The following is a 23126-nucleotide window of genomic DNA, read 5'->3' as shown; positions in this document are numbered from 1 at the left end:
GGGTTAGACCGAATCTATAAGGCGATTGTTCGAGGGCTCATGGTGGGAAAGAGGTATGTCGCTGGCGTAAGCTGGCCACGCAGCGGCCATCATCTTATGGAGCGGCTTGTCCAAAATTATTTCGGCGAGAGCTTCAGGTATTGCTTCTTCTACCGCGACGACCCAGCCTGCTGCCACACTTTCCCGTGCACTCAGGCTGGTGTCAATTTCACAAAATACCACGATTTCGAACTGTCTGGTCGTATTGTCGAGGGCGTTCCTTATCTAGTCCAATACCGCGCGCTTACGCCCGCTACGATCTCTGACTTCGAGCTCTATCTGAGAGACGACGGCGATGTGGGCGAGGACACTGTCGAAAGTTTCCGGGCCTTTGCTCGTTACAAAGCTGACGGCTGGGCAGCGTTCATGGCGAAGTGGGTGGACGCACAGTTCCCGACCGAGCGCCTTCTTGTGCGGTACGAGGATTTTGTCTCAGACGCTCACGGCGTCCTGCGTTCGGCCATTCCCTTTTTTGCACCAGGCGAGGTGCTGAATGAAGAGCGTCTAAATCATGTCATTGACACCGAGCACCATGTGGCCGTCAGCAAGCAAAACGGTGTAGAATGGCGCCTCAACGCCGGCGTTAAGGCGTTTCGCAAACCTGAGAGTTTCCGCTTCTATGACGCCAACTTTTTCAGGGAGTTGGAGGCGTATGCCGATGAAAAGCGGTGGCGGATAGGTGCGGCAGGAGCGGCGACGGTAGGACCCAATTGGCGGCGACCGTCTTCGGCAATGCAGCTATTGCGATCCTCTGCGTCGAAACTGAAGCGTCTGATGTCGTAAAGCACAAACCGCGGTCACGCTTCTACTGGCACCAATACGTTCTACTATTGGCCCTACCGGTACAACGAACGTGAGGCAGATGGGTGTCACGTGGCGCGCCGGCCGCCAGAAAAGTGGCGCACTAAGGGATGCAAAGTATATCGGATACACTGTGATGGCTGATCAGATTTGCATGGATGAAATGAAGCGTCTCGTTCTTTGTGTTGGCGTGCTTCACCTCGCCGTTGATCAGATATTGAATGTCCGAGAAAATGCTCTGCAGATATTCGAGAAATGCTCTTGGGTTTTCGTTGCCGTAGGCCAGCAGCGTGAAGGTGTTGAACTCAAGTAGGACTAACGGCTGCCGGGCTTTGATGGTCGCCATCCCGCCTTCGACCACGCCCTTTTCGTAGCCTTCGACGTCGATCTTGATGAAATCGAGTCTATTGGGCGCGTACTGAGAAGCGATGGCATCGAGGCGCTCAACGAGGACGGTATGCGATGCCTCACTCAGCGAGCCTTCGAAGTTTAAATGGCTCGCCGTAGCCGACTGAGGATCGTCGGAAAAAGGCAGCCTGCCGGGCGCAGCGCCAAGGGCCACGTTCAAGGGCTTGGCATTCATAAAATGGTTGGCGCCGATCGTGGCTTCTAGGTACTTGAAGGCGACCGGCGACGGTTCGAAACTGATGACATGTCCATTTCCGACGTGTTGGGCAAACAAGGCAGTGGTGACACCAATATTCGCTCCGACATCGAAAACGGTGGCATCAGTGCTGAGCCTTTCTCGCACGACACGGCCCAAAAAAGAGCCGTCGAAGGCTTTGCCATTCAGCTGTTTGAAATAGGCGTCTTTAGGACTGCCGCAGATAACGACCTCCTTGCCACCTAAAGTAATTGTCTTGGTATGGGAGTCCTCATTTGGCTCTGGCACGGGGGGCTCTTTTTTCGGTGCCGGCTTCGTCAGTTCGCTGACCTGGCCGATTAAACGGTTCCGCTGCGCCGTCAACCAAGTGCGCTCCCTTGCAAGGTTGTCGCGCTCTTCGATGAGGGCCAAGCGATCGTTCCACAGTCGACGGATTGGCGGTATCGATAGGGCCAGTTGCTTGAGCATGAACCACTCCGTTGCTTCTTGGATGCTTTAGGCGCGCCAACGGCAAAACGCAAATTCTTCTCCAGAACTAAAGAGGCATCTAATGGACCGCAACTTTGCGCGGGCGCTTGCGCTTGTCTTGAAATCCGAGGGCGGCTGGTCGGACAATCCGGCCGATCCGGGCGGCGCCACGATGAAGGGCGTGACGCTGGCGAACTTTCGCCGCTATGTGAAGGCCGATGCCAGCAAGGCCGATCTGAAGACGATCGGGGATGACCAGGTCGCGACCGTCTACCGGCGCTTCTATTGGGACGCCGTGGGCGGCGCCGAACTGCCCGATGGCGTCGACTATGCCGTGTTCGATTTCGCGGTGAACAGCGGACCGGGCAGGGCGGCCAAATACCTGCAGGCCACCGTCGGCGTCTCGCAGGACGGCCGCATCGGTCCGGCCACACTGGCGGCGGCCAAGGCCAAGCCGGCCGGCGTCGTCATCGACCAGCTTTGCGATGCACGGCTGGCGTTTCTCAAGCGATTGCCGACATGGGCAACATTCGGGCGCGGCTGGTCCGATCGTGTCAAATCGGTGCGGGCCCAGGCCTTGCTGATGTCGGGCCCGGCGCCCGCGCCCGTGCAGCCTGCAAAACCAGCGCCTGGACCGGCCCCCCAACCGCTCGAGGTTGAAACGCCCGCCGGCAACGCGCCCGCGGCCGAGCCGGCGTCGCCGGCACCCACCGGTTCCGGGATTCCGGTTGCGGCCAAGGCAGGCGGGATCATCGCCGCCTGCCTGCTCTTCGCCTATGCCGCCTGGCACCACATTGCCGTCGCCTTGCAAGGGATCCTCTGATCATGGCCACCATCACCCAACCGACCATCCGCCCGACCAACAAGCTGACGGCCGCGACCATCGCCGCCGCGGCCGTGTCGGTTTCCGGCGTCTTCGTGCGCAATATCTGGCCGTCATGGTACGACGCCGATACATGGGCCACGCTTCTGCCGATCGCCGTCTTCGCCATCGGCTATCTGGTCAAGGATGAGCCAAACCAATGAGCGCGCTGCCGTCCTTCCTGCTCGGCAATCCGACCCTTCTCGGCGTCGGTGCGGCGATCCTCACGGCGCTCGGCTGGGATGTTCGCCAGCGGCTTGCCGGCGAACGCAGCGAGCGTGCCCGGCAGGCCGCAGCCGAGGCCGCGGCGCACGACATCGCCGACCAGGTCCAGAACGATATCGGCGCGCTGCCGGCCGCCACAGCGCGAAAGGAGCTCAAATCATGGGCAAGGGATTGATGCTTGTGTCCGTCCTGGCCGCTCTGGCCGGCTGCACGACCGTCAGAGGCGGATTCTGCTCTGTGTCCAACCCGCTGCGCCTGTCGGCGGCCGCTGTCGATGCGCTGTCGGACGCCGAGGTCAAGACGCTGCTGGCGCACAACCGCAAAGGCGAAAAACTGTGCGGGTGGAAGCCATGACGGTCGTCGCCCCGGACTCAGCCATGCTGCTCGGCGGGCTGGTCATTTTCGGCGCCGGATCGGTCTTCGGTTTCCTCATCGCGAGGGCGATGAAATGATGCACGACTTTTTTGACTTGCTCGGCATCAAGGGACCGGTCGTCGTCGCCGGTCTGGCCGGCGGTGTCCTGCGCGCCCTGTCGCGGCACCGCTACAAGCTGCGCGAAATGGTGGCGTCGCCGATCTGCGGCGCGCTCGCCGCCGCCTATCTGACGCTGCCCGTGGTCCAATATTCCCGCGCCACGGGCCTGCCGCTGGCCAATGACGACACGACAACGCTGGCGGCGGCATTTCTCATCGGCGTCTGCGCCATGTGGATTTCGGATATTCTGTTTGAGGTGATCATGCGGAAGTTCAGGCCAGCACCTGAGGAGTAGCGCCAGGCTTTGCCGGCGTTGAGAACCCTTACCTGACGGCTCGATCGAGCCAAAGCCCGCCTCGGCTCACGCTGGGGCGGGCTTTTTGCGTTTGTGGCTCCTGATCGGCCACTGCTATATCCGGTGCCAGGCTGCCGCACTCGTGGCGGCGTTGATCCAGCCCGGGCTTTTCGATGCAGATTGAACGATATGACGGGGACCGCGAGGCTTTACGGCCGCTGTTTGCCCTTGCCGACGATTCGCCGACGCAGATCTCCAACTATATCGACGAGGGCGAGGTGCTGGTCGCGCGCGATGGCAACAGGATCATCGGCCATGCGCAGGTCATCGAGACAGGCGAGGGCGGCGTCTTCGAACTCAAGAGCCTGGCGGTTCGTCCGGCGAGGCAGAGCGAGGGGTTGGGGCGTGCCCTTGTCGCGGCGGCAATCACCCGCTGCCGCGAGCGCAACGGCCGGCGCCTGATCGTTTCGACCGCAACGGCCGATATCGGCAATCTGCGATTTTACCAAAGACAGGGCTTTCGGATGTATCGCATCGTGCAGGATGCGTTCGGACCATCGACCGGTTACCCCGAAGGCTTGGCTGTGAACGGCATTCCGCTGCGCGACCAGGTGGTCTTCGAACGCGACCTCGGCGCGGATTGAGAGTGTGTACACGCCATTCGCGTTTCCGCAGTGATGCAAAGCAAGCGCCACTGACGCGCCCGCAGACAAATCAATAGCCCGCTCCGGTTCGCCGGGGCGGGCTATTTTGCGTTTGTCCCTATGGCTTGCTCAGGGCGCGGTCCAATCGAGAAAACCCGGCAACTGGAAATAACGGCACAGCATGCTTTCCGTGGTCTCCAGCGCGCCTTCGATCCATGCTTGCCGGGGCGACCATGCCTCGCCGCAAATATGGACCGGCGCATCGGCGACCGGCCGCAGCGCCAGTGCACCGGCTTCGCCGGGCTTGCTGCCGGCCGCCCAGAGATGGAAGCCACCGCCGAATGGATCGGCGGTCCAGTCGCGGATCATGGCCTTGAGGGGAAGCGGAGGCGCATGCCCCAGTTTCGGCCCATAGACCGCCTCGACCATGCGGTGGATTTCGGTCAGGGCGGGATGATCCGGTGCCAGCCATTCACCGTCAGGAAGAGACATGTCGCGCCAGAAGGCGCTGCGTTCGCCATTGGCGAACATGGCAAGCGCGCCCATGCCATTGGGACCGCGCCAGTCCTCGGCGCCAAAATGCCTGATCATGCCGAGCGGCAGATCGGTCACGGCGACCGCCGTGCGCAGTCCAATCCGTGTCCACCAGCAGTCGCGATAGAGGATGGCGGAGGTCACCACCGGCCAGGCGTCGACCGCGGCAAGCAATGCGCGGACCGTGCCCAGCCGGTTGAAGCCATCGATCGCGCCGATGCCCGCCTTGGGAAGCGCCAGGATCACGCTTGCCGCGCGAACCTGGTGCCGGCCTCCTTCAAAGCTCAGTGTGACAGAACCGTCGGCGTCGCACGCCAGGCCGGTGAGGGCGCAACCGGTGATGATTTCCACTCCCAGGCCGCGCGCTGTTGCCGCCAGCGCATCGACCAGGCTGGACATGCCGGAGGGGATGTCGAACAGCTGGTGCGCGCCCTTGAACAGGCTGTTCTCGGCCCAGTCGAGCACAGCCTCTGCATCGGCCGGCGCGGTCCAGAAACCATAACCCGAACGGTCCGACAGATAGGCGATCTCCTCGGCATCAAGCAGTTGCGAGAGCCGCGGCCCGAGGTCCGCGGCAAGCCCTGCCACATCAGCGGATTTCTTGCGCGCCATCCGCAGCAACCTGCCGGCGCCGCCGCGCTGCAGGCGGACCGCGACATCATAGGCGAAGGGACGACGCCAGCGCGCCTTGCGGACCTCGGCCAGCGACCGGGTCCGGCCACGCAGATGCGCCAGCCCTGCATCGTCACCTTGCTCGGGAACGGCGTCGATGTGCAGCTGCCGCAGCAGCCGGATGAGGAGATGATGGTCGTCGCGCACTGACTGCGCGCCGAGTTCGACCGTCAGGCCCGGCGCGGGGTGAAGCGTGTGGATACGCCCTCCGGGCCGACCGGACGCTTCGAACAGATGAATGCGCCTGCCGCCGACCGTGGCGAGCCGCCAGGCGGCGTACAGGCCGGCAATGCCACCACCGACGATCACGACGTCCGTTTCCACCTGCCCCCGCCAAAAGCCCCAGCCATCCGGCTGGACCGAACTTTGCGTCAATGACCTGGCTTGGCAAGACCCTGGAGCAGTTCGCCGTTTCACGGAAACGGCGAACTGCTCCAGCTTTTTTGTTTTGGCGCAATTCCAAAGGGAAAGCGCTACGCGCTTTTCCCGGGAAAACCGTTTCACACTTTTCCTGGAATTGCTTAGGCCAGGATGTTGACGGCGCGGGCCGCGACCAGCGCGATCGTCAGCAGCGAGATCATCGACTCGGCCATCATCAAAAGCTTGGCGCGGTGGGACAGCGGCAGAGTGTCGGTCGGCGAAAACGCCGTCGCATTGGTGAAGGCGAGGAAGAAATAGTCGACAAAGCCCGGCAGCCAGTCGCGGATCTCGCGGTCGTTCAAGGTCATTTGCGGGAACAGGAAATCGGAATGGGCGCGGTTGACGAGGCCGCAGGTCGGCGGCCCGCCGCGGTCGGTGCTCCAGAACCACAAGGCAAAGACGATGACGTTGGTGACCCAGATGTTGAGCGCGTCAATCAGCAGCGTCTCGCCGCTGGAGCCGGCATGGCCCACCAGCAAGGCGCGCACCAGAAACACCAGCGAACCGCAGTTCATGACGCTGACGACGCCGGTCATCACCAGCGCCGTCCTGCGGATCATGATGCGAAACCGGCCGATCAGATACCAGTGCTCGTCCTCTATCGCCTTCTGGGTGGCAGCCTGTGTCCAGGCGGTGGCGATGGACAGAGGCACGAGCAAGGTGGCCTCCAGCGCCGGCGCCAGCCAGCGCGGGCCAAACGAAAGATCGTTGATGACCAGGAGCTGCAGACAGATGATGACGAGGACAGCCGCACGCGCCAGCCAGAAGTCGAGCGCGCGGTGGTGGATGACGGCATGCTGATGACGCATCGAATATCCGGGATGTTCAGACAGGATCAGATGTGCGGGTTGTTCTGCCGGGGGAGGGCAACGGAGCTTCTAAATTCCCGCGCAATCTTGGTCTTGCAATGGCCGGCAAGTATACTTTTTCGTAAGCTTTGAGGTTGGGGCTGTTCGGCAAACCGGACGATGTGGTTTAAGCGCCGCATGGTCGGAATCGATGACTCCATGGATGGTTGGGCGCAGGCGGGGCTGACTGCCGCGGGCCTCGACTCGTCATCGATATGGCCCGGTCTGCTTCGCCATCCCTGGTATTTGCTGGCGCTTTTATGCCTGGTGCAGATCCTGTGCTGGACGGTGGTGCCGGCACTGATCGATCCCGCGCCGCCCGGCGATGTCGTGGAAGGTTTCATGTGGGGCCGCGAATGGGTGCTGTTGACCTACAAGCACCCGCAGCTCCCGGGTTGGCTGCTCGAAACCAGCCATCTTCTGACCGGATCGTTCCGCTGGCCGCAATATCTTCTCGCCCAGCTGACGATCTCGGGAACCTTCGTCCTGGTCTATCTGCTGGCCCGCGACATGCTCGGCCAAAGCCGCGCGCTGGCCGCCGTACTTTTGATGCCGTCGGTCTATTTCTTCGGTTGGCCGACCCCGCAATTCAATCATGACTATGCGCAGATGCCGTTCTGGGCAGCCATCTGCTGGCTGCTCTGGCGCGCCGGCCGCGGTGGCGGGCCGGGCTGGTGGCTGGCGCTCGGACTGGTGTCGGGCGTCGGGCTCTATGCCAAGTTCTCCACCGGCCTGCTGCTTGCCTTCGGCGCTCTCTGGCTGTTGTCCGATGCGCGCGCGCGCAGCCGGCTGGCCATGCCTTGGCCATGGCTCGGCCTTGCCGTTTTTCTCGCCATTGCCACGCCGCTGGCCATTGCGCTCTACCGCATCGATTTCCTGCCGCTGACCTATTTCGCCGGCCGCGACGAATGGGTGACCGAACACCGGGCGCGCCTTTATTACATCGGTGTCCAACTGGCCGGGCTCTCCGGCTTTCTTCTGGTGCTGGCGATATCAGGGCTGTTGCGACGCTCACCCGCCTCGGAAGCGCCCGTCGAGCGCGGCATTCTGGTCTATCTCGTGTGGATGGGGCTCGGGCCGGCGGCGCTGATCATGGTGGCCTCGCTGTTCACCGGAACCGGCGAAGCCTGGGGCGCGCCGATGTACAATCTTGTCGGCGTCACGGTGCTCGCCTTCCTCGGCCACCGGCTCGGCGTCATCGAGATGCGAAGGCTGGCGATCTGCGCGTTCCTATGCATCGTAACCATGTCAGGCGCCTATGCGGCCATCCGCTGGACGGACTGCAATGTGCGGGGGCGCATGGACGCCGTCTGCTGGCCGGCGCAGCCGATCTCTGACGAGGCCGAGGCGGTCTGGCACGCAGCAGCGCCCGGCCGGCTCGACATTGTCGGCGGCAACACCCAGTTGGCCATGCTGGCGGGCCTCAATGCCTATGACAAGCCGTCGATCTTCACCGATCTCGATATGCGGTTCGCGCCCTGGATCACCAGTCAGCGGTTGCGCGACCATGGCATGCTGATGGTTTGGCCGGGTCATGGCGTGCCGCCGCAACTGCGGGCGTGGCTGGGCAACCTCCCGGTCAAGACCGTTCTTTTCAATTGGTCGCGCAAGGCGCCGCCTGTGCCCATCAGCTTTGCCGCCATTCCTCCCGGCACGCGGTATCTACCGGTCGACGCCGACAGCCGTACCCGGCATCCGCGCGGCTGAAGCGGTTCGATCCCCTGACCGGGTCGTGATATCGTTCGCGCACGGCCGCGTTCGTTCCACGCGACTGGACGAAGCAGACGACAATGCCCATTTATTGGGAAATCCAATTTTGTCTGCGCAATTCCGGACGGGAAACCGCTACACAGCTGGAATTGCCTTTTGAGGAGACGTGACATGGCGACTTCGATCGAACGCGCAGTGCTGGCCGGTGGCTGTTTCTGGGGCATGCAGGATCTGATACGGCGCTATCCCGGCGTCATCTCCACCCGTGTCGGCTATAGCGGTGGCGATGTATCCAACGCCACCTACCGCAACCACGGCACCCATGCCGAAGCCATCGAGATCAAATTCGATCCGGCGGTGATCAGCTATCGCACGCTGCTGGAGCGCTTTTTCCAGATCCACGATCCGACGACGCGCAACCGCCAGGGCAACGACGTCGGGATGAGCTACCGTTCGGCGATCTACTATACCAGCGACGAGCAAAAGCACGTTGCTGAAGACACCATCGCCGATGTCGATGCCTCCGGCCTGTGGCCCGCCAAGGTCGTCACCGAGGTCGCGCCAGTTGGTGCCTTCTGGGAGGCCGAGCCCGAGCACCAGGACTATCTGGAGAAATATCCCAACGGCTACACCTGCCACTTCGTCAGGCCGGGCTGGAAGCTGCCGGTTCGAGAAAAGGCCGCGTCCTGACGGTTTGGCGAAAAGCATCGCCGGGAAGCGATGTCGAAACAAAGAAGGCCGCCAGGCGGATGCCCGGCGGCCTTCTTTGTTTATGACTTGCTTGCGTTGGAGTCATGTCGCCTAACGTGGAGGTGGCGCTGCTGGTTGTTGCCGGATCGACGGTGTTGGGCGAAGCCGCGTGCTCGGGTCTCCGGTGACCGACCTGCCGCTGCCCGGACCTGGTGCAACGTTTTTGGCGCGGTGCGCTGAAAAAACGGCTTCCCCTTCCGTTCGAATGGTGCTTTAACGCGCCCATCCACAGGGGTGCTCCGTACGGTCGGGGCTGAGACGGGGGCGGCAAGCCCACAGACCCTAGAAGCTGATCTGGGTAATACCAGCGGAGCGAGGCGGGCGATGTTTTCAGGCGCACAGATTTCCCTATACCCCATGGCCGACGATTTCGTCGGCGTCATCCTTGGCGCGCTCGGCGCGCTCGATCCCTACCGGGACAGGCTCAGGATCGAGACCGACGACATCTCGACCTTGCTGGTCGGGCCGCCGGAGGTGCTGTTCCCTGCTTTGCGCGACCTGTTCGTGGCGGCGGCGCGCAGCGGCAGGCATTGCGTGCTGTCGGCGGCCATTTCGCGCGGCTGCCCGGGCGAGCCGGACGATCCGATCTGCCGCTCCGACGCGTTTGGCGGACCGGTCGGGCCGCTCGGCCCACGCAAGGAAGCGGCCATCACCGCCGTGCGCAACGCTGCTGCCACCGGCCAGCCGGCGGCGGCGCAATTCTCGCTCTACGTGATGGGCACCGGTGACCACATGGACGAGATCTACGGCTGCATCGATTTCCTGAAACAGTCCGGCGTCTACGATCGCTCCAAGAACTTCTGCACCAAACTGCGCGGCGATACGGGCGCGATCTTTTCGGCGCTGAACGAGGCCTTCTGCCGCTTCGGGCCGGGTGCCGGCCATGTAACCCTCGACGTCACGGTTTCGGCCAACAGCCCGTCGGCTGTCTAAGCCGGCCGCGCTTCCGCGCGACCTCGTCAAAGGTTATGCCCGTGGTCCCATCATCAGTCGTGTCGCGCCCGCTCGCGGGTTCCCTTGCCAAGGCAATACCCGCCGTCATCTCGGTCGGGTTGCTCCTTGTGGCGTGGGAACTCTACGCCACCTATTCCGGCATCAAGCCGACAATTCTGCCAGCACCCTCACGCGTCTTCGAGCAGGCGGTGCTCAATCGCGACGCGCTGATCGACAACGCCATTCCCACCATCCGCGCCACGCTGATCGGCTTTGCCTGCTCGCTCGGTGCCGCCTTCCTGCTGTCGACGCTGGTCGACTTCTTCCAGCCGCTGCGGCGCGCGCTGTTTCCCGTCTTCATCGTCAGCCAGACCTTGCCGCTGGTGGCGATCGCGCCGCTGGTGGTGCTGTGGTTCGGCTTCGGACTCACCCCCAAGATCATGCTGGTGGCGCTGGTCACCTTCTTCCCGATGCTTGTGGCTCTGGTGCAGGGCTACGAGGCGACCGAGGTCGAGATCGGCCAGATGCTGCGCGCCATGGGGGCAAGGCGCTGGCGCGTCTTCGTGCTGGCCCGGCTGCCTTCGGCGCTGCCCTATTTCTTCGCGGGCTTGAGGATCTCCATCACCTATGCCGTGGTCGGCGCCATCTTCGCCGAATATGCCGGCGCGGCCAAAGGGTTGGGCATCTACATGCTCAACGCCAAGAACAATTTCCGCCCCGATCTGGTGCTGGCCGCCGTCGGTGTCAGTGCCGCACTCACCCTCGTCCTGTTCGGCCTGACGGTGCTCTTGCAGCGCCTCGCCATGCCTTGGGAGCGGGCCGGCCGACAGCCGGCCGGGAAGGGGCCGTGGCGATGAGCCGGCTCGAATTGCGGCATGTGCGCAAGGCGTTTGGCGGGCTCGATGTGCTCGCCGACATTTCGCTCAGCGTCGGTGCCGGCGAATTCGTCTCGATCCTTGGGCCTTCGGGCGCCGGCAAGTCGACGCTGTTCCAGCTTCTGACGGGGGCGGAGCATGGCGAGGGCGAGATGTTCTTCGACGGCACGCCACTCGACAACCATGGCAGGCATTTTGCATTCATGCCGCAGCGCGACGCACTGATGCCGTGGCGGCGCATCCTCGACAACGCAACGCTCGGGCTCGAGGTGCAAGGCGTCAGGCGCAAGGCGGCGCGGGCGCGCGTCGCGCCGCTGTTTGCCGAGTTCGGGCTTGCCGGCTTCGAGCGGCATTTTCCGGCCCAGCTGTCGGGCGGCATGCGCCAGCGCGCGGCGCTTTTGCGCACGGTGGTGCAGGAGCGCGACATGCTTTTGCTCGACGAGCCATTCGGCGCGCTCGACGCACTGACCCGCGCGGCCATGCAGCGCTGGCTCGAGCAGATGTGGCGGCATCACCGCTGGACGGCGCTGCTGATAACCCACGATGTGCGCGAGGCCGTATTCCTGTCCGACCGCATCTATGTGCTGTCGGCGCGCCCGGCCCGTGTGGTGCGTGACATCAGAGTGCCGTTGCCGCGCCCGCGCGATCCGACCGGCGCCGCCGCGCAACAGGCCAGCGCACTCGAAGCCGAGATCCTCGACATTTTGCTCAACCCGCAACCATCCAAAGGACATGACCATGACTGACTTGACGCGCCGGCAGGCTTTGCTGCTCACTCTTGCCAGCGGATTTCCGCTGATCGCCGGATCGAACCGCTCCTTCGCCGCGACGCAAAAAGTCACCGTCGCGCTGGACTGGACGGTCAACACCAACCACATCGGGCTGTTCGTCGCCCGCGACAAGGGGTTTTATCGCGAGGCCGGCCTCGAAGTCGACATTCTGCCCTACAGCGACACCGGCGCCGGCACGCTGGTCGCCAACCGCGTCGCTGATTTCGGCATCAACGGCACCATCAGCCTGTTCACTCAGAAGACCGCCGGTGCCGACTTGAAGGCCGTCTATGCCGTGGTGCAGTCAGAGACCGGCCGAGTGGTGTTCAATGCGGCGCGCAACGAGATCAAGAGCCCGAAGGATCTTGACGGCCTGACCTATGGCGGTTTCGGCAGCGCTTGGGAAAACGCGCTGATCTCGACCATCATCCGCCATGACGGCGGCAAGGGCAATTTCGAAACGGTGACGCTCGGCACCTCCGCCTATGAAGCGCTGGCCAATGGCTCCGTCGACTTCACGCTCGAAGTCTCGACCTGGGAGGGCGTCGAAGCCGAACTCAAAGGCATCAAGCAGCGCAGCTTCGTCTACGCCGATTATGGCGTGCCCGACGAGCACACGACGCTGATCTCGTCGAGCGAAGCCTATCTCAAGGCAAACCCGGCATTGGCGGCGGCCTTTATCCAGGCAACGCGGCGCGGCTATCAGTTCACCGTCGATCATCCGAAGGAAGCCGCCACGCTGCTGATTGCCGCCAACAAGGATGCCCTTACCAACCCGGCATTGATCGAGGCGTCGCTGAAGGCGCTGATCGACGGACACTATCTGCGCGCAGAAAACGGCGCCATCGGCACGATGGATCCGGCCAAGATGGATGCGATCGGCGACTATCTCTTCACCGCCGGCATTTTGCGCGATGCCGATGGTAAGGTCCTGGCGCAACGCCCTGATTTCGCGAAGTATTTCGCAAACCTGGACTTGGGGTGAGGCTGGATACGCATCACCGGTAGCGCCCGGCCTACTCCGTTGGCTTGGCGTCCTGGGGGCTTCCTGCCCCGTATGCTTTCGGAAGCGTCACTCCGTTTGATGCCATTGCGATCTTGCCGGTTAACCGCCCGGCAATGGTTGCATGCAATGGTCCCTTCGAGGGATCATCGGGGTGCTCGTGTTGCTCACGTCAAAAAGTGAAGCGCTTTCGCATAACAATGAGGGTGGATTTTTCTCCGCCGCGCGAAGGCGTGACCTGCTGGTCGACCTGCGCGAAGGCTTCTTTCGCCTCTGTGCCCTGGCCTGCGCGGGGCTGTTCGTCTATCGCGGCGTCTATCAGGTCGTGGAGGATCCGACCCGGCTCAACGCCGCGCTGGTGGCGATTTCCGAGATACTCACCTTCACCTGGCTGCTTCTGTCGCGGCGTCCGGTGACGCGTGACTGGAATCCGCTTACGGTCATCGTCTCCGTGACGGCCAGTTTCGGGGTTGCGCTGATCAGCCTCCAGCCTGGCGTGGTGCTTGTTCCGGTCTATTTCGCCGCGCCGCTGCAGTTCGTTGCGCTGTTGTTCGTCATCTGGGGCAAGATATCACTGGGTCGTTCCTTTGCCATCCTGCCCGCCAATCGCGGCGTGATGACGGGCGGCGCGTACCGGATTGTGCGGCACCCGATCTATGCCGGCTACCTAGCCGGTCATGTGCTCTATCTGCTCTCGGCCTTTTCCTTCCACAACCTCGCGGTCTATGCGGTCATCACCTATCTGCAGCTGTATCGTATCCTGCGCGAGGAGGCCCTGCTGGCCGCCGAGCCAGAGTATCGTGCCTACATGGAACGTGTGCGCTACAGGCTGTTCTACCGGATATTCTGAGGGCAAGACTGTCGATGAAGAGGCTGGGGTGGCCCATCCTCTTTGGCTCGGGATTGGCCGCAGGGCTCCCTGAAGCGGTCGATCGTTTCACAGAAGCGCTGATCCGCTCTATCTTTCTGTTTTGACAAGATTTCGGTGGAAGACCGGTTATCGGTTGCCCGTTTTCCAATGCCGCCCGCTGTCCAGATTGCTGATGGGCACGGCCATGAGTGTCTGACGGTCATTGCGATCTGGTACCTTCGATCGATGACCGATGTCCGATCTTTACGCTATGCATCAGGCGGAGATGTCTGCCAGCAATGACGGGATGCGGGTTCTCCGGAGAATCGTTTTTCTTTCCAAATAATTTGATATATCGCCAATGTATATTGTTGGTCCAAAATATTTTCTACATATGTATTATAGGTTTATTACTTTTATATGCTCCTTATTTTTTCAATAAATACCATGACCTTCATAAGTATACGCCGGGCTGAAACTGCCCCCTGCCTGTCACGTAGCTGAATTTGCAATCGGCTGTACGCCGACTGCCTTAGCGCAACGACAGCAGGAGAGTGTTATGGCTTTTACCATCAAAACAGTCGCCAGTGTGTTGGTAGGTAGTGCAATGGTCGTCGTTCTTTCCTTGCCGGCGAATGCAGCCGGCGGGATTGGCGTCGGTGTCGGCTCCTCGGTGGGTGGCAGTGGTGGCGTCAATGCCGGCGCCGGTGCCAATGTCGGCGGCTCGAACGGTGTCAGCGCCGGGCTCGGCGCCTCGGGCGGCGGCAGCAATGGTGTCAATGCGGGGGTTGGCGCTAATGTCGGTGGCTCGGGCGGCATCAGTGCTGGCGTAGGGGCCAATGTAGGCGTCACGGGCGGGGTCACCGCCGGGCTCGGCGCCAATGTCGGCGGCACGGGCGGCATCGGCGTCGGTCTCGGCATCGGTGGCGGAACCAATCCCAGCAATCCGTCCAACCCGAGCAATCTCTCGAACCCCAGCCGTCCGAGCCTGCCGGGTGTTGTGGCCCAGATGTCCAACAGCCAGGTGACGCGCATGAAGAAGCGTTGTGTCGACGTGCTCAGCAGCGAAGGCACCTATGATCGCGATCTGCGTCAGCTCTGTCTGCTGATCGCCCGCCGCTAGGGCCAGAACCGCCGGGAGTGGAAGTGCACAACCAGCCGTGAGGCTTCGACAGCACTCTCCTGGCCTGCGGCCGGTCGGAAGCCCGCCACTCAGGCGGGCTTCCTGCTGTGGAGCGCGTTCGTAACGTCGGCGCTCAGGGCCGCCTTTCAGGCTTCCAGGCGGAGAACGTTTCCGCCAATTCCCGAGCAACATCTCCCCAATGGGTCCAGTTGTCTCAAATTGGCCGGTACACGATTAACTATACCATTGGTTGTTCTTCTTGTTTTAGCAACCAATGATAGAGGCTCAGGTTGGTTATACAGCCGGTTTTGAAGTCCGGTTGTTCGAGACAACCCAAGGAGAGAGCCATGTTTGGTATCGAAAAAAGACTTTCCACAATCCTCGCGGGCAGCGCAGTCGTGGCCGCTCTATGCATGCCGGCCCTCGCCGCCGGAATCGGCGCTGGCGCCTCGGTCGGCGGCAGTAGCGGTGTCAATGCCGGCGCCGGTGCTTCGGTCGGCGGGGGCAATGGCGTCGATGGCGGCGCCGGTGCATCGATTGGCGGTGGGACTGGTGTCGATGCGGGCGCCGGAGCAAGCATTGGCGACAGCGGGGGCACCACAGCAGGGCTCGGTGCTACGGTTGGCGGTCAAAACGGAGTCGGTGCGGGTGTCGGTGTTGGCTCTGGCGTCGCGGGCACTGGTGGAGCAAAGCCCAGCAGTCTGTCAAATCCCAGCCTGCCAGGCGTCGTCGCCGATATGTCCGACAGCCAGGTGGCGCGGATGAAGAAGCGCTGCGCCGACGTGCTGGCCAGTTCGGGCAGCTACGATCCCGACCTGCGTCAGCTGTGCCTGCTGATCTCGCGCCGGTAGAGCAGGAAATGTCAGGGCCCGCTGCCCATAAGGTGGCGGGCCTCTTAATTTTGCCGGCGAATCTTCTTCGCGATCATGCACCTTCACGCGGAACGGTAAGGCCGCTCGAACGTTCTCGTCTTCGAAACACCGCATGCAACCAACGGTGCTCAAACCGGCGCATCAGCGCCCAACGGGAGCGGGAACCATGAGCTTAGGCACCATACTCATCATCATTCTTGTCATTGCGCTGCTGGGCGGCTTCAGCGGGCTCGGCGGCGGCCCATTCTATGGAACGGGCTACTATGGTGGCGGCGGGCTTGGGCTTGTGCTGCTGATCCTCATCATCCTTGTCGTGCTAGGGCGGATCTAGAAGCTCGCAGGGCTTCGGATAATCGCGATCTCGTGACTGCCAAACAAAGGGAGCGCACCGGATCGTGATGAAAGCAAGCCGGCTTGTGATCCAAAATTCTTCGCGACTCTCGTATTGTGAATTCGGTCCACACCCCCCGTGGAAACAAGAGGAGAGGGTCCCACCCCTTCATCCTCCTCCAAGGCCCGCCCCGGTATGCCGGAGCGGGCTTTTGCGTTGAAGGGGAGGGAACCGGCTTGCGTCGAGACAGTTGAGTTTGCGGAAGGCTGCCCAATGCCCGCAACACTCAGAACGACACTCTGCGAAATTCGCGATGATCTTCATGTCCTGCGGCGGATGGTGGCGGCTCGCGGTCAGATAGAGACGATCCAGGGTATAGACGCGTTGATCGGCATGGCGGAAGCAGAGGCTATCAAGGTTATACGCCGCATCGATCGCGCGGCCTGAACAGGAAGCAGGATTGGATGAACATCAAGGAGATGACGCGGCAGGACTGCGTCGCCCTTTTGAAGACGCAACGCCTTGGTCGCCTGGCCTGCGTGCGTGACCAGAAACCCTATGTGGTGCCGGTCCATTTCGCCTTCGGCGAGAATTCCATTTTCAGTTTCTCGCTTCCCGGCAAGAAAGTCGACTGGATGCGGGCCAACCCCCATGTCTGCCTTCAGGTCGACGATGTCGGCGGTGTCAATGGCTGGAGGAGCGTCGTGGTGGAAGGCCTGTTTGAGGAATTGCCCAAAGCGCCTGATCTGGATGCCGGCATGACCGGCGTCGAAAGGATGACCGCTCCTGTCGACGGCGACCGCCGGCTTGCCTGGTCGCTTCTTGCCACGCACGCGAATTGGTGGGAGCCGGGAGCCCTGAAGCCCGGCGATGCTCTGGCGCCCTCGGGCAGCCATCTCTTCTATCAGATCAGGATCGAAGCGATGTCGGGAAGGCAGGCCTCGTGGTAACGGTTCTTACGCCGCACGCGGCACCCGTGAGGCGAAAGTCGCCCGGGTGACCGACACGCTGGTGCCGCCATTGTCGCTGATCGTCTCAACCTTGGCCTCCAGCTGCTTCACCAGCGCTTCGACAATGGCTGTCCCTAGGCCGGTGGCCGGCAAGTCGTTGGCGATCTTGCCGACGCCATTGTCCGAAACCGTCAGCTTCCAGTCGTTGCCGGCGGTCTCATAGCTCACCTGGATACGGGCGCCGGCCTTTTCCCTGGGAAATGCATATTTGATGGCGTTGAGGACGAGTTCGGTGACGATCAGACCGAGGCTGACCGCCTTTTGCGAGTCCATCCTGCCGCCTTCGGCCGTCACTGTGACCGTGATAGGCTGAGCTTCGCCAACCATTGACGAGGCGAGGCTGCCGCACAGCTTCGGAAGGTAGGAGCCGACATCGATCTCGTCGATGCCGGCCGCGGTGTGGAGATGGCGTTGCACCTCGGCCACGGACAGCACGCGCTGGTGGGCATCCTTGAGATGCTGGCGCGTTTCTTCCGACGTGACCGAGCGTGCCTTCAGCAACAGGATGCTGGCGATGATCTGCAGGCTGTTGGCAACCCGGTGCTCCATCTCGCGCAGCAGCACGTCCTTCTGGTGGAGCAGATCTTCCGTGCGCTTGAGCAGCTCCTCCTTTTCTCTCTCAATGACCCGACGGGCGGTTATGTCGTTGAAAGCGAGAAGGATGGTGACGGCCGGGCTGTGGTCGTAAAGCACCTTGCGGGCGTTGAGCAGCATGGTTCTGCGGCCGATCCGCGGGAAATCATGCTCGACCTCGAAACCGTCCATGGCGGTTTTCTCGGGGATGATCGTTTCCAGCAGCAGGCGAAGGGCGGGAATATCCCATTGGCCGTCGCCGAGCGCGTAGAGCAACGAGCCCTGGGTCTGCGCCGGGTCGACTTCGAATGTCTTGTAGAAGGAGCGGCTGGCGGCCAGCACGCGAAACTGTTCGTCCAGGACCAGGAACGGCTCGGTGATCGTATTGACGATCGCCTGCGCCAGCGTCTGCGCATCCTCGATATTCGCGATGGGTTGAAACATGGGCAAAAAGCCAGATGAGCGGCGTTTTGCCTCTCCAAGCATGGACTCTATCCCTTTGCCCGACCGTTGTCGCGAAGTGAATCGCCGGCCACGATGACGTGATGTCTCATATTGTCACTGAAAAAGGCGGGCACTCGGCCCGCCTTCGTCCAGCTGTTCCATTCAGGCCTGCGCCCAAATCGCGGTGCGTCAGTTCGCGCCGCCGAGCTGCTTGGTCATCTTGCAGAAATTGTCATGCGACTTGGCAATGGCCTTGTCGCCGCATTCCTTCATCATGCCTGCGCGGTCTTCTTCCTTCATCGCCATCCAGGCCACCTTGAATTCCTTCTCGGACTTCATCGTCTTCATGCCGGAGTCCGTATAGAAAGGCGTCATCTTGTCCCGATTGTCGAGCGCGGAAGTGTTGCCGCCTGAAGCGGCCAGCGCCGAGCCGGTCATCATTGCAAGCGCCATCGCGCCCATCGTGAGCATCTTGAAGTTCATTGGGGAATTCCTCTCTGTGGAGGCCATTGGAATAAACGACCTGCAGATAAACGGAATCGATAGAAAACAGTTCCTTTGGATGAAGGAATATTAAAATCCGATTTCATTCTATCTGGTCTGCCTAGTCTGCCCAAGCGCTGCCGAATTATTCCATGTCCGGTACGTCACCGCTGACAAACAGCGTGGTGGGTGGTCCGTAGTCGCCAAGTGTCGGGTCGGCATCGCGGCTCCAGGCGATGACGCCGACATGCTTTGCCGCCAGCGCCCTGGCGGTGCGTATGGCGCGGTCTTCGCTCTGCTGGTCGGCGGGGCCGAAGGCGGGAAACAATTCACCGTCTTCGCCGCGATCGAACGCGACCACGACGATCAGCTTGGGATTCTTGTGCTCTGTTGAATGGGACATGGTGCTCCTTCGACGCGGAGCCTATCACACTACCGAACCCAGGGGTCGGTTGTCTGGCTTCCATCGTATTTTGCAGCAGTCTCCGGAGCCCGCTGCCTCCCTTGAGCACTCTTCGGCCATCGCATTGACATGCGGTTTGTTGCCGTATATTGAACAGGACTATACAGGTTCACTGAACAGGTATGGATATGAAGCGGCGCGCGGTTCAACTGTCTCCCGGCACGGGCAAGCCCGAGCAGATCGCCACCGTTCTCGAACACGAAATCCGCTCCGGTGTTCTCGGCTTCGGCGACCGCCTGCAAAGCGAGAACGAGCTCGTCCAGCGCTTCTCCGTCAGCCGCAACACGGTCCGCAAGGGCCTCGAGGAACTGTCCAGCCGCGGGCTGATCACCACCAAGGTCGGCATCGGCTCCTTCGTCACCTTCGACGGCAAGCCGGTCGACGATTCGATCGGCTGGTCACGCGCGCTTGCCAATGCCGGCGCCAATGCCGAGACCAGGACGCTGCGGCTGGAGGTCATCGAAGACGCTGATCTCGCTGTCTTGCTTGGCATTGAAAGCCCGTTCTTCATCGCTGTCGACCGGGTGCGCACCAATGCCAGCGACGGCCATGCGATCTCCATCGAGCGCAGCCGCCTGCCGCTGTCACCGGAACTGGAGGATGTGCCGCTGCGCGGACTGCGCGAAGGGTCGCTGCACCAGACGCTGCGCGGTGCCGGCCTCATCCCCGACCACGGCGAGGAATGGGTCGGCATCGAGATGCTCAATGCTGAGGATGCCGCCATCCTCGGTTGCCCGCAAGGCACGCCGTTCCTGCGCGGCCGCCGGCTGACCCGCGCCGCCGATGACCGGCCGATCGAATATGTCACCAGCTTGCTCAATCCCGCGCATTTCGCGCTGCATATGAGGTTCTGAGCGATGCCGGACAACACCACGCTTGATCGCGCCATGGGCGCGCTTATCGGCGGAGCGCTGGGAGATGCGCTCGGCATGCCGACGCAGCTTTTGTCGCCGACCCGGATTGCCGAACTCTACGGCCATGTCGAGGATTTCATCGCGCCCTTCGCCGACCATCCGGTATCGAAGGGGCTCGCGGCCGGCACCATTACCGATGATACGGAACAGGCGCTGCTGCTTGGCCGCATCCTGGTTGAGTCCGGCGAGCGCTTCGACCATGCGCGCTGGGTCAACGCGCTGCTCGACTGGGAGCGCGAGGTCAAGGCGCGCGGCAGCTACGATCTGCTGGGTCCTTCGACGAAGCGCGCCATCGACGCCATCAACAATGGCGTGCCGGCGGAGGAGGCGGGGCGCAGCGGCGACACCAATGGCGCGGCCATGCGCATCGCGCCGGTCGGCATCATGATGCCGCTGGAGCCGCTCGACACGTTCGTCGCCAAGGTGGCAGAGACTTGCCGGGCGACGCACAACACCTCGATCGCCGTAGCGTCTGCCGCGGCCGTCGCGGCCGCCGTCAGCCGCGGCGTTGCCGGCGGTGACTGGCGCGCCGCCTCCGACAGTGCCATTGCCGCGGCGAGGCGAGGGGCGACGCTTGGCCATTGGGTGACCGGCGGCGACATCGCCGCGCGTATCGTCTGGGCACGGGATCTGGTGCGCGGCAAGGTGACGAGGGACGCGATCGGGCTGATCACCGATCTGGTCGGCACCGGCGTCGCCAGCCAGGAATCGGTTCCGGCGGCCTTCGCGGTGCTGGAAGTCGCCGGCGGCGACCCCTGGCAAGCGGCTGTCATCAGCGCCAATCTCGGCGGCGACACCGACACGATCGGCGCCATCGCGGCCGGCATGGCCGGCGCCTGCACCGGGTTTTCGCGGTTGCCAAGCGAACGTGTCGCCGGCCTCAGGGGGATCGACATGGCCGAGCTCCGCGCGCTGGCCGCCGACCTTGTCGCGGCGCGGACGTCCAAAGGGCTTGCGCCAAAAACCGGTTCCGGCAAGGACGCGGCGGCATGAGCGGGTGCCTCGTCCATATCGGCAGCGCGGTGGTCGACTATGTCTACCGAATCGACGCCTTGCCGGCGCCGGGCACCGAGAAGACGGCATCGAGCTTTGCCCAGGTCGCCGGCGGCGGCTTCAACATGATGGTCGCGGCCACCCGCACCGGCATGACAGTGGTGTTCGGCGGCCAGCTCGGCAGCGGGCCGAACGGCGATTTCCTGCGCGCCGCCTTCGCCGCCGAGGGCATCGAAACGCTGACGCCGCCATCGCCTCTGATGGACAGCGGCAATTGCGTGGCGATGATCTCAAGCGATGCCGAACGTACTTTCGTGTCGTGGCCCGGTGCTGAAAGCGTGCTCAGCCTCGACATGATGGCGCCGGTCTCAGTGGCGCCGGGGGATTGGGTGTTCACCTCAGGCTATACGCTGAGCTATCCCCACAGCCGCGACGCGCTGACCGACTGGATCGAGGCGCTGCCGGAAAGCATTCCCTTTGTCTTCGACCCGACGCCGGTCATTGCAGACATTCCGCGCGCCATCCTGTCGCGGGTGCTCGGCCGCACCACGTGGCTGAGCTGCAATACGACGGAGGCCGCCGAGATCACCGGCCCCGGTGATGTCGAGGCCCTCGCGGCGCGGCTGCTTGCCGACCATTGCCCACAGGCGGCCGGTGTCGTCATCCGCTCCGCCGCCAAGGGCTGCCATGTCAGGCTGGCCGACGGCACGGCGCAGACCATCGCCGGGTTCAAGGTCGATGCCATCGACACCAACGGCGCCGGCGACACCCACATCGGCGCTTTCGTCAGTGCGTTGGCGCGCGGTGTGCCACCCTTCGAGGCGGCCGGCTACGCCAATGCGGCAGCGGCCATTTCGGTCACCCGCCATGGCGGTTCATCGGCGCCGACCGATGCGGAAATCCAGACTTTCCTGAGCCAGGCCAATGGTCCTTCGACCGGCGCGCCGGGCCAGACAAAGAAGGCCCATCAGACAGCCTGACAAGCCCGGGAAGCGGGCAAACCAAAGAGAGGAACCAACATGCGCATGCCAAGACTGACTGCTCTCTTGACGGCGACCGCCGTCTTCACCACCGCGCTCACGCTGGCCGCTAGTGCCGCTGAAGTGCATGTGCTCAACTGGAAAGGCTACGGCGCCGACGAACCCTGGGCCATCGCAGCCTTCGAGAAGGCGACCGGCAACAAGGTCGTCAACGACTTCTTCAATTCCGAACAGGAAATGCTGACCAAGATCCGGACCAATCCCGGTCTCTACGACGTCGTCATGATCAACGCCGCCTTCAACGACCAGGCGATGGCGGAAAAGCTGATCCAGCCGATCGATACCTCGAAACTGCCGAACTATGCCGACATCAGCAAGGACAAGGCCGGCTCGCCGATGCTCGACCATGACGGCAAGGTCTATGGCGTGCCGTGGGTGTGGGGCCTGACGGCGCTCGCCATCAACGAAAAGTCCTTCGACAAGCCGCCGACGTCGATCGCCGAAATGTGGGATCCCGCGCATAAGGGCCGCGTCGTCATCCGCGACGACGCCGTCGAGGCGGTGCAGTTCGGCGCCATCGCCACCGGCCAGAACATCAACGACATCAAGGATATGGATGCGGTCAAGACGAAGCTCACTTCGCTGATGCCGCAGATCAAGACCTTCTGGAGCTCGGAGAACGACTGGAACCAGATGGTCGCCTCCAACCAGATCGACATCGGCACCTACTGGAGCGGCTCGGCCGACCGCGCCAAGACCCACTTCAAGCTGCCGGTTTCGCTGGTCATTCCAAGGGAAGGCGCCGTCGCCTGGCTGGATGCCTTTTCCATTCCGGCAGGTTCGAAAAATGTCGAAGGCGCGCAGGCCTTCATCAACTGGATGATCGACCCGAAATTCTATGTCGAATGGGTCACCAAGGTGGGCGCCCCGGTTTCGGCGAACACAAAAGCGGTCGAAGCGCTGCCCGAAGACTCCTTTAACCGCAAGGTGATGGGCGATCCCGAGGTCGCCAAGCGCATCCAGTTCCAGGCGCCGGTCACCGATGCCCAGCGCGAGGCCTATCTGGCGCTCTGGCAGCAGCTCAAGGTCGACGTGAAGTAAAGTTCGCGTCCGGACCAGCCGGCGGTTCGCGCCGGCTGGCCCTTCAATCCTGGGGAGGGTGG

At 62.7% G+C, this 23126-nt stretch carries 29 protein-coding genes and 1 riboswitch; of the genes, 23 read left to right on the top strand and 6 right to left on the bottom strand.

The window, feature by feature from the left end:
* The first annotated feature begins 39 nt into the window (after nt 1–39).
* A complete protein-coding gene (locus tag AC1D05_RS20670) occupies nt 40–822 on the top strand; it encodes a hypothetical protein (protein WP_477443485.1) in 783 nt (260 codons plus the stop codon).
* Nucleotides 823–943: 121 nt separating this feature from the next.
* Here the strand turns inward: AC1D05_RS20670 and AC1D05_RS20665 are convergent, their stop codons facing one another.
* Nucleotides 944–1912, bottom strand: coding sequence for an FkbM family methyltransferase (locus tag AC1D05_RS20665; RefSeq protein WP_477443484.1), 969 nt, complete (start codon nt 1910–1912; stop codon nt 944–946).
* 82 nt (nt 1913–1994) lie between these two features.
* On the opposite strand from AC1D05_RS20665, the gene AC1D05_RS20660 reads away from it, so the two are divergent.
* The 6 genes from AC1D05_RS20660 (at nt 1995) to AC1D05_RS20635 (ending at nt 4412) form a co-directional block, all read left to right on the top strand.
* Nucleotides 1995–2735 carry a glycoside hydrolase family 108 protein gene (locus AC1D05_RS20660; RefSeq protein WP_477443482.1) on the top strand — a complete coding sequence of 247 codons (741 nt, stop codon included), beginning with the start codon at nt 1995–1997 and terminating at the stop codon, nt 2733–2735.
* 2 nt (nt 2736–2737) lie between these two features.
* Nucleotides 2738–2938, top strand: coding sequence for a hypothetical protein (locus AC1D05_RS20655; RefSeq protein ID WP_477443480.1), 201 nt, complete (start codon nt 2738–2740; stop codon nt 2936–2938).
* Complete coding sequence (locus AC1D05_RS20650; protein WP_477443479.1) at nt 2935–3174, top strand: ABC transporter permease; 240 nt, start codon at nt 2935–2937, stop codon at nt 3172–3174. The genes AC1D05_RS20655 and AC1D05_RS20650 overlap by 4 nt, the downstream gene beginning before the upstream one ends.
* Nucleotides 3159–3353 (top strand): hypothetical protein, encoded by a 195-nt coding sequence (locus AC1D05_RS20645; RefSeq protein ID WP_477443477.1) that lies wholly within the window; start codon nt 3159–3161, stop codon nt 3351–3353. The genes AC1D05_RS20650 and AC1D05_RS20645 overlap by 16 nt, the downstream gene beginning before the upstream one ends.
* A 97-nt stretch (nt 3354–3450) precedes the next feature.
* Complete coding sequence (locus tag AC1D05_RS20640; protein WP_477443789.1) at nt 3451–3768, top strand: hypothetical protein; 318 nt, start codon at nt 3451–3453, stop codon at nt 3766–3768.
* A 173-nt stretch (nt 3769–3941) separates the two neighbouring features.
* Nucleotides 3942–4412, top strand: coding sequence for a GNAT family N-acetyltransferase (locus AC1D05_RS20635; RefSeq protein ID WP_477443475.1), 471 nt, complete (start codon nt 3942–3944; stop codon nt 4410–4412).
* Nucleotides 4413–4541: 129 nt separating this feature from the next.
* Here the strand turns inward: AC1D05_RS20635 and AC1D05_RS20630 are convergent, their stop codons facing one another.
* Together AC1D05_RS20630 and AC1D05_RS20625 are read right to left on the bottom strand one after the other, a co-directional pair.
* Nucleotides 4542–5942: a flavin monoamine oxidase family protein gene (locus tag AC1D05_RS20630; RefSeq protein WP_477443473.1), complete on the bottom strand. Its 1401-nt coding sequence runs from the start codon at nt 5940–5942 to the stop codon at nt 4542–4544.
* A gap of 197 nt (nt 5943–6139) precedes the next feature.
* Nucleotides 6140–6847: a hypothetical protein gene (locus AC1D05_RS20625; RefSeq protein ID WP_477443471.1), complete on the bottom strand. Its 708-nt coding sequence runs from the start codon at nt 6845–6847 to the stop codon at nt 6140–6142.
* Between the two features lie 198 nt (nt 6848–7045).
* Between AC1D05_RS20625 and AC1D05_RS20620 the strand changes: the two genes are divergently transcribed.
* From AC1D05_RS20620 to AC1D05_RS20565, 12 genes are all read left to right on the top strand, one after another.
* Nucleotides 7046–8593: a glycosyltransferase family 39 protein gene (locus AC1D05_RS20620; protein ID WP_477443469.1), complete on the top strand. Its 1548-nt coding sequence runs from the start codon at nt 7046–7048 to the stop codon at nt 8591–8593.
* Nucleotides 8594–8767: 174 nt separating this feature from the next.
* Complete coding sequence (gene msrA / locus AC1D05_RS20615; RefSeq protein WP_477443467.1) at nt 8768–9286, top strand: peptide-methionine (S)-S-oxide reductase MsrA; 519 nt, start codon at nt 8768–8770, stop codon at nt 9284–9286.
* A 280-nt stretch (nt 9287–9566) separates the two neighbouring features.
* A riboswitch (TPP riboswitch) is annotated at nt 9567–9680 on the top strand.
* Nucleotides 9671–10279, top strand: a complete 609-nt coding sequence (locus AC1D05_RS20610) for a YkoF family thiamine/hydroxymethylpyrimidine-binding protein (RefSeq protein WP_477443465.1) — start codon at nt 9671–9673, stop codon at nt 10277–10279. (Overlaps the previous riboswitch by 10 nt.)
* Before the next feature lie 35 nt (nt 10280–10314).
* Nucleotides 10315–11136, top strand: coding sequence for an ABC transporter permease (locus AC1D05_RS20605; protein WP_477443463.1), 822 nt, complete (start codon nt 10315–10317; stop codon nt 11134–11136).
* Nucleotides 11133–11900 carry an ABC transporter ATP-binding protein gene (locus AC1D05_RS20600; protein WP_477443461.1) on the top strand — a complete coding sequence of 256 codons (768 nt, stop codon included), beginning with the start codon at nt 11133–11135 and terminating at the stop codon, nt 11898–11900. The genes AC1D05_RS20605 and AC1D05_RS20600 overlap by 4 nt, the downstream gene beginning before the upstream one ends.
* Nucleotides 11893–12909, top strand: a complete 1017-nt coding sequence (locus AC1D05_RS20595) for an ABC transporter substrate-binding protein (protein ID WP_477443460.1) — start codon at nt 11893–11895, stop codon at nt 12907–12909. Before AC1D05_RS20600 ends, AC1D05_RS20595 begins: the two co-directional genes overlap by 8 nt.
* A gap of 178 nt (nt 12910–13087) precedes the next feature.
* Complete coding sequence (locus tag AC1D05_RS20590) at nt 13088–13777, top strand: methyltransferase family protein (RefSeq protein ID WP_477443788.1); 690 nt, start codon at nt 13088–13090, stop codon at nt 13775–13777.
* Nucleotides 13778–14336: 559 nt separating this feature from the next.
* Nucleotides 14337–14900 (top strand): hypothetical protein, encoded by a 564-nt coding sequence (locus AC1D05_RS20585; RefSeq protein WP_477443458.1) that lies wholly within the window; start codon nt 14337–14339, stop codon nt 14898–14900.
* Between the two features lie 347 nt (nt 14901–15247).
* Nucleotides 15248–15751 carry a hypothetical protein gene (locus AC1D05_RS20580; protein WP_477443456.1) on the top strand — a complete coding sequence of 168 codons (504 nt, stop codon included), beginning with the start codon at nt 15248–15250 and terminating at the stop codon, nt 15749–15751.
* 187 nt (nt 15752–15938) lie between these two features.
* Nucleotides 15939–16103, top strand: a complete 165-nt coding sequence (locus tag AC1D05_RS20575) for a DUF3309 family protein (protein WP_202353493.1) — start codon at nt 15939–15941, stop codon at nt 16101–16103.
* A gap of 273 nt (nt 16104–16376) precedes the next feature.
* Complete coding sequence (locus AC1D05_RS20570) at nt 16377–16550, top strand: hypothetical protein (RefSeq protein ID WP_477443454.1); 174 nt, start codon at nt 16377–16379, stop codon at nt 16548–16550.
* Nucleotides 16551–16567: 17 nt separating this feature from the next.
* Nucleotides 16568–17053 (top strand): pyridoxamine 5'-phosphate oxidase family protein, encoded by a 486-nt coding sequence (locus AC1D05_RS20565; RefSeq protein ID WP_477443452.1) that lies wholly within the window; start codon nt 16568–16570, stop codon nt 17051–17053.
* Between the two features lie 6 nt (nt 17054–17059).
* Here AC1D05_RS20565 and AC1D05_RS20560 read toward each other — a convergent pair whose 3' ends face one another.
* The 3 genes from AC1D05_RS20560 to AC1D05_RS20550 all read right to left on the bottom strand — a co-directional run bounded on the left by AC1D05_RS20560 (nt 17060) and on the right by AC1D05_RS20550 (nt 19016).
* The gene (locus AC1D05_RS20560; RefSeq protein WP_477443450.1) at nt 17060–18130 is read right to left on the bottom strand and encodes a sensor histidine kinase; all 1071 of its coding nucleotides are present in this window, start codon (nt 18128–18130) and stop codon (nt 17060–17062) included.
* Nucleotides 18131–18319: 189 nt separating this feature from the next.
* Nucleotides 18320–18613 carry a hypothetical protein gene (locus AC1D05_RS20555; RefSeq protein WP_477443448.1) on the bottom strand — a complete coding sequence of 98 codons (294 nt, stop codon included), beginning with the start codon at nt 18611–18613 and terminating at the stop codon, nt 18320–18322.
* Between the two features lie 145 nt (nt 18614–18758).
* A complete protein-coding gene (locus AC1D05_RS20550) occupies nt 18759–19016 on the bottom strand; it encodes a hypothetical protein (RefSeq protein ID WP_096447729.1) in 258 nt (85 codons plus the stop codon).
* Nucleotides 19017–19204: 188 nt separating this feature from the next.
* Between AC1D05_RS20550 and AC1D05_RS20545 the strand changes: the two genes are divergently transcribed.
* The 4 genes from AC1D05_RS20545 to AC1D05_RS20530 are packed head-to-tail and all read left to right on the top strand — an operon-like array spanning nt 19205 to nt 23064.
* Nucleotides 19205–19930: a GntR family transcriptional regulator gene (locus tag AC1D05_RS20545; protein ID WP_477443446.1), complete on the top strand. Its 726-nt coding sequence runs from the start codon at nt 19205–19207 to the stop codon at nt 19928–19930.
* Between the two features lie 3 nt (nt 19931–19933).
* Nucleotides 19934–20983: an ADP-ribosylglycohydrolase family protein gene (locus tag AC1D05_RS20540; protein WP_477443445.1), complete on the top strand. Its 1050-nt coding sequence runs from the start codon at nt 19934–19936 to the stop codon at nt 20981–20983.
* Entirely contained in the window at nt 20980–21963 is a 984-nt protein-coding gene (locus AC1D05_RS20535) for a PfkB family carbohydrate kinase (RefSeq protein WP_477443443.1), read from the top strand. Before AC1D05_RS20540 ends, AC1D05_RS20535 begins: the two co-directional genes overlap by 4 nt.
* 39 nt (nt 21964–22002) lie before the next feature.
* Nucleotides 22003–23064, top strand: coding sequence for an ABC transporter substrate-binding protein (locus AC1D05_RS20530; RefSeq protein ID WP_477443441.1), 1062 nt, complete (start codon nt 22003–22005; stop codon nt 23062–23064).
* The last annotated feature ends 62 nt before the right edge of the window (nt 23065–23126 follow it).

Source organism: Mesorhizobium sp. P2_E9 (genome assembly GCF_056403815.1).
Note: the sequence above shows the minus strand (reverse complement) of the source record. Positions and strands in the feature narration are given on the sequence as shown.

What these genes read in the sequence shown, in the direction of transcription:
- AC1D05_RS20670 (WP_477443485.1), top strand. Translation starts at nt 40, where the DNA reads ATGGTGGGAAAGAGGTATGTCGCTGGCGTAAGCTGGCCACGCAGCGGC.
- AC1D05_RS20665 (WP_477443484.1), bottom strand. Translation starts at nt 1,912, where the DNA reads ATGCTCAAGCAACTGGCCCTATCGATACCGCCAATCCGTCGACTGTGG.
- AC1D05_RS20660 (WP_477443482.1), top strand. Translation starts at nt 1,995, where the DNA reads ATGGACCGCAACTTTGCGCGGGCGCTTGCGCTTGTCTTGAAATCCGAG.
- AC1D05_RS20655 (WP_477443480.1), top strand. Translation starts at nt 2,738, where the DNA reads ATGGCCACCATCACCCAACCGACCATCCGCCCGACCAACAAGCTGACG.
- AC1D05_RS20650 (WP_477443479.1), top strand. Translation starts at nt 2,935, where the DNA reads ATGAGCGCGCTGCCGTCCTTCCTGCTCGGCAATCCGACCCTTCTCGGC.
- AC1D05_RS20645 (WP_477443477.1), top strand. Translation starts at nt 3,159, where the DNA reads ATGGGCAAGGGATTGATGCTTGTGTCCGTCCTGGCCGCTCTGGCCGGC.
- AC1D05_RS20640 (WP_477443789.1), top strand. Translation starts at nt 3,451, where the DNA reads ATGCACGACTTTTTTGACTTGCTCGGCATCAAGGGACCGGTCGTCGTC.
- AC1D05_RS20635 (WP_477443475.1), top strand. Translation starts at nt 3,942, where the DNA reads ATGCAGATTGAACGATATGACGGGGACCGCGAGGCTTTACGGCCGCTG.
- AC1D05_RS20625 (WP_477443471.1), bottom strand. Translation starts at nt 6,847, where the DNA reads ATGCGTCATCAGCATGCCGTCATCCACCACCGCGCGCTCGACTTCTGG.
- AC1D05_RS20620 (WP_477443469.1), top strand. Translation starts at nt 7,046, where the DNA reads ATGGATGGTTGGGCGCAGGCGGGGCTGACTGCCGCGGGCCTCGACTCG.
- msrA (WP_477443467.1), top strand. Translation starts at nt 8,768, where the DNA reads ATGGCGACTTCGATCGAACGCGCAGTGCTGGCCGGTGGCTGTTTCTGG.
- AC1D05_RS20610 (WP_477443465.1), top strand. Translation starts at nt 9,671, where the DNA reads ATGTTTTCAGGCGCACAGATTTCCCTATACCCCATGGCCGACGATTTC.
- AC1D05_RS20605 (WP_477443463.1), top strand. Translation starts at nt 10,315, where the DNA reads ATGCCCGTGGTCCCATCATCAGTCGTGTCGCGCCCGCTCGCGGGTTCC.
- AC1D05_RS20600 (WP_477443461.1), top strand. Translation starts at nt 11,133, where the DNA reads ATGAGCCGGCTCGAATTGCGGCATGTGCGCAAGGCGTTTGGCGGGCTC.
- AC1D05_RS20595 (WP_477443460.1), top strand. Translation starts at nt 11,893, where the DNA reads ATGACTGACTTGACGCGCCGGCAGGCTTTGCTGCTCACTCTTGCCAGC.
- AC1D05_RS20585 (WP_477443458.1), top strand. Translation starts at nt 14,337, where the DNA reads ATGGCTTTTACCATCAAAACAGTCGCCAGTGTGTTGGTAGGTAGTGCA.
- AC1D05_RS20580 (WP_477443456.1), top strand. Translation starts at nt 15,248, where the DNA reads ATGTTTGGTATCGAAAAAAGACTTTCCACAATCCTCGCGGGCAGCGCA.
- AC1D05_RS20575 (WP_202353493.1), top strand. Translation starts at nt 15,939, where the DNA reads ATGAGCTTAGGCACCATACTCATCATCATTCTTGTCATTGCGCTGCTG.
- AC1D05_RS20570 (WP_477443454.1), top strand. Translation starts at nt 16,377, where the DNA reads ATGCCCGCAACACTCAGAACGACACTCTGCGAAATTCGCGATGATCTT.
- AC1D05_RS20565 (WP_477443452.1), top strand. Translation starts at nt 16,568, where the DNA reads ATGAACATCAAGGAGATGACGCGGCAGGACTGCGTCGCCCTTTTGAAG.
- AC1D05_RS20560 (WP_477443450.1), bottom strand. Translation starts at nt 18,130, where the DNA reads ATGTTTCAACCCATCGCGAATATCGAGGATGCGCAGACGCTGGCGCAG.
- AC1D05_RS20555 (WP_477443448.1), bottom strand. Translation starts at nt 18,613, where the DNA reads ATGAACTTCAAGATGCTCACGATGGGCGCGATGGCGCTTGCAATGATG.
- AC1D05_RS20550 (WP_096447729.1), bottom strand. Translation starts at nt 19,016, where the DNA reads ATGTCCCATTCAACAGAGCACAAGAATCCCAAGCTGATCGTCGTGGTC.
- AC1D05_RS20545 (WP_477443446.1), top strand. Translation starts at nt 19,205, where the DNA reads ATGAAGCGGCGCGCGGTTCAACTGTCTCCCGGCACGGGCAAGCCCGAG.
- AC1D05_RS20540 (WP_477443445.1), top strand. Translation starts at nt 19,934, where the DNA reads ATGCCGGACAACACCACGCTTGATCGCGCCATGGGCGCGCTTATCGGC.
- AC1D05_RS20535 (WP_477443443.1), top strand. Translation starts at nt 20,980, where the DNA reads ATGAGCGGGTGCCTCGTCCATATCGGCAGCGCGGTGGTCGACTATGTC.
- AC1D05_RS20530 (WP_477443441.1), top strand. Translation starts at nt 22,003, where the DNA reads ATGCGCATGCCAAGACTGACTGCTCTCTTGACGGCGACCGCCGTCTTC.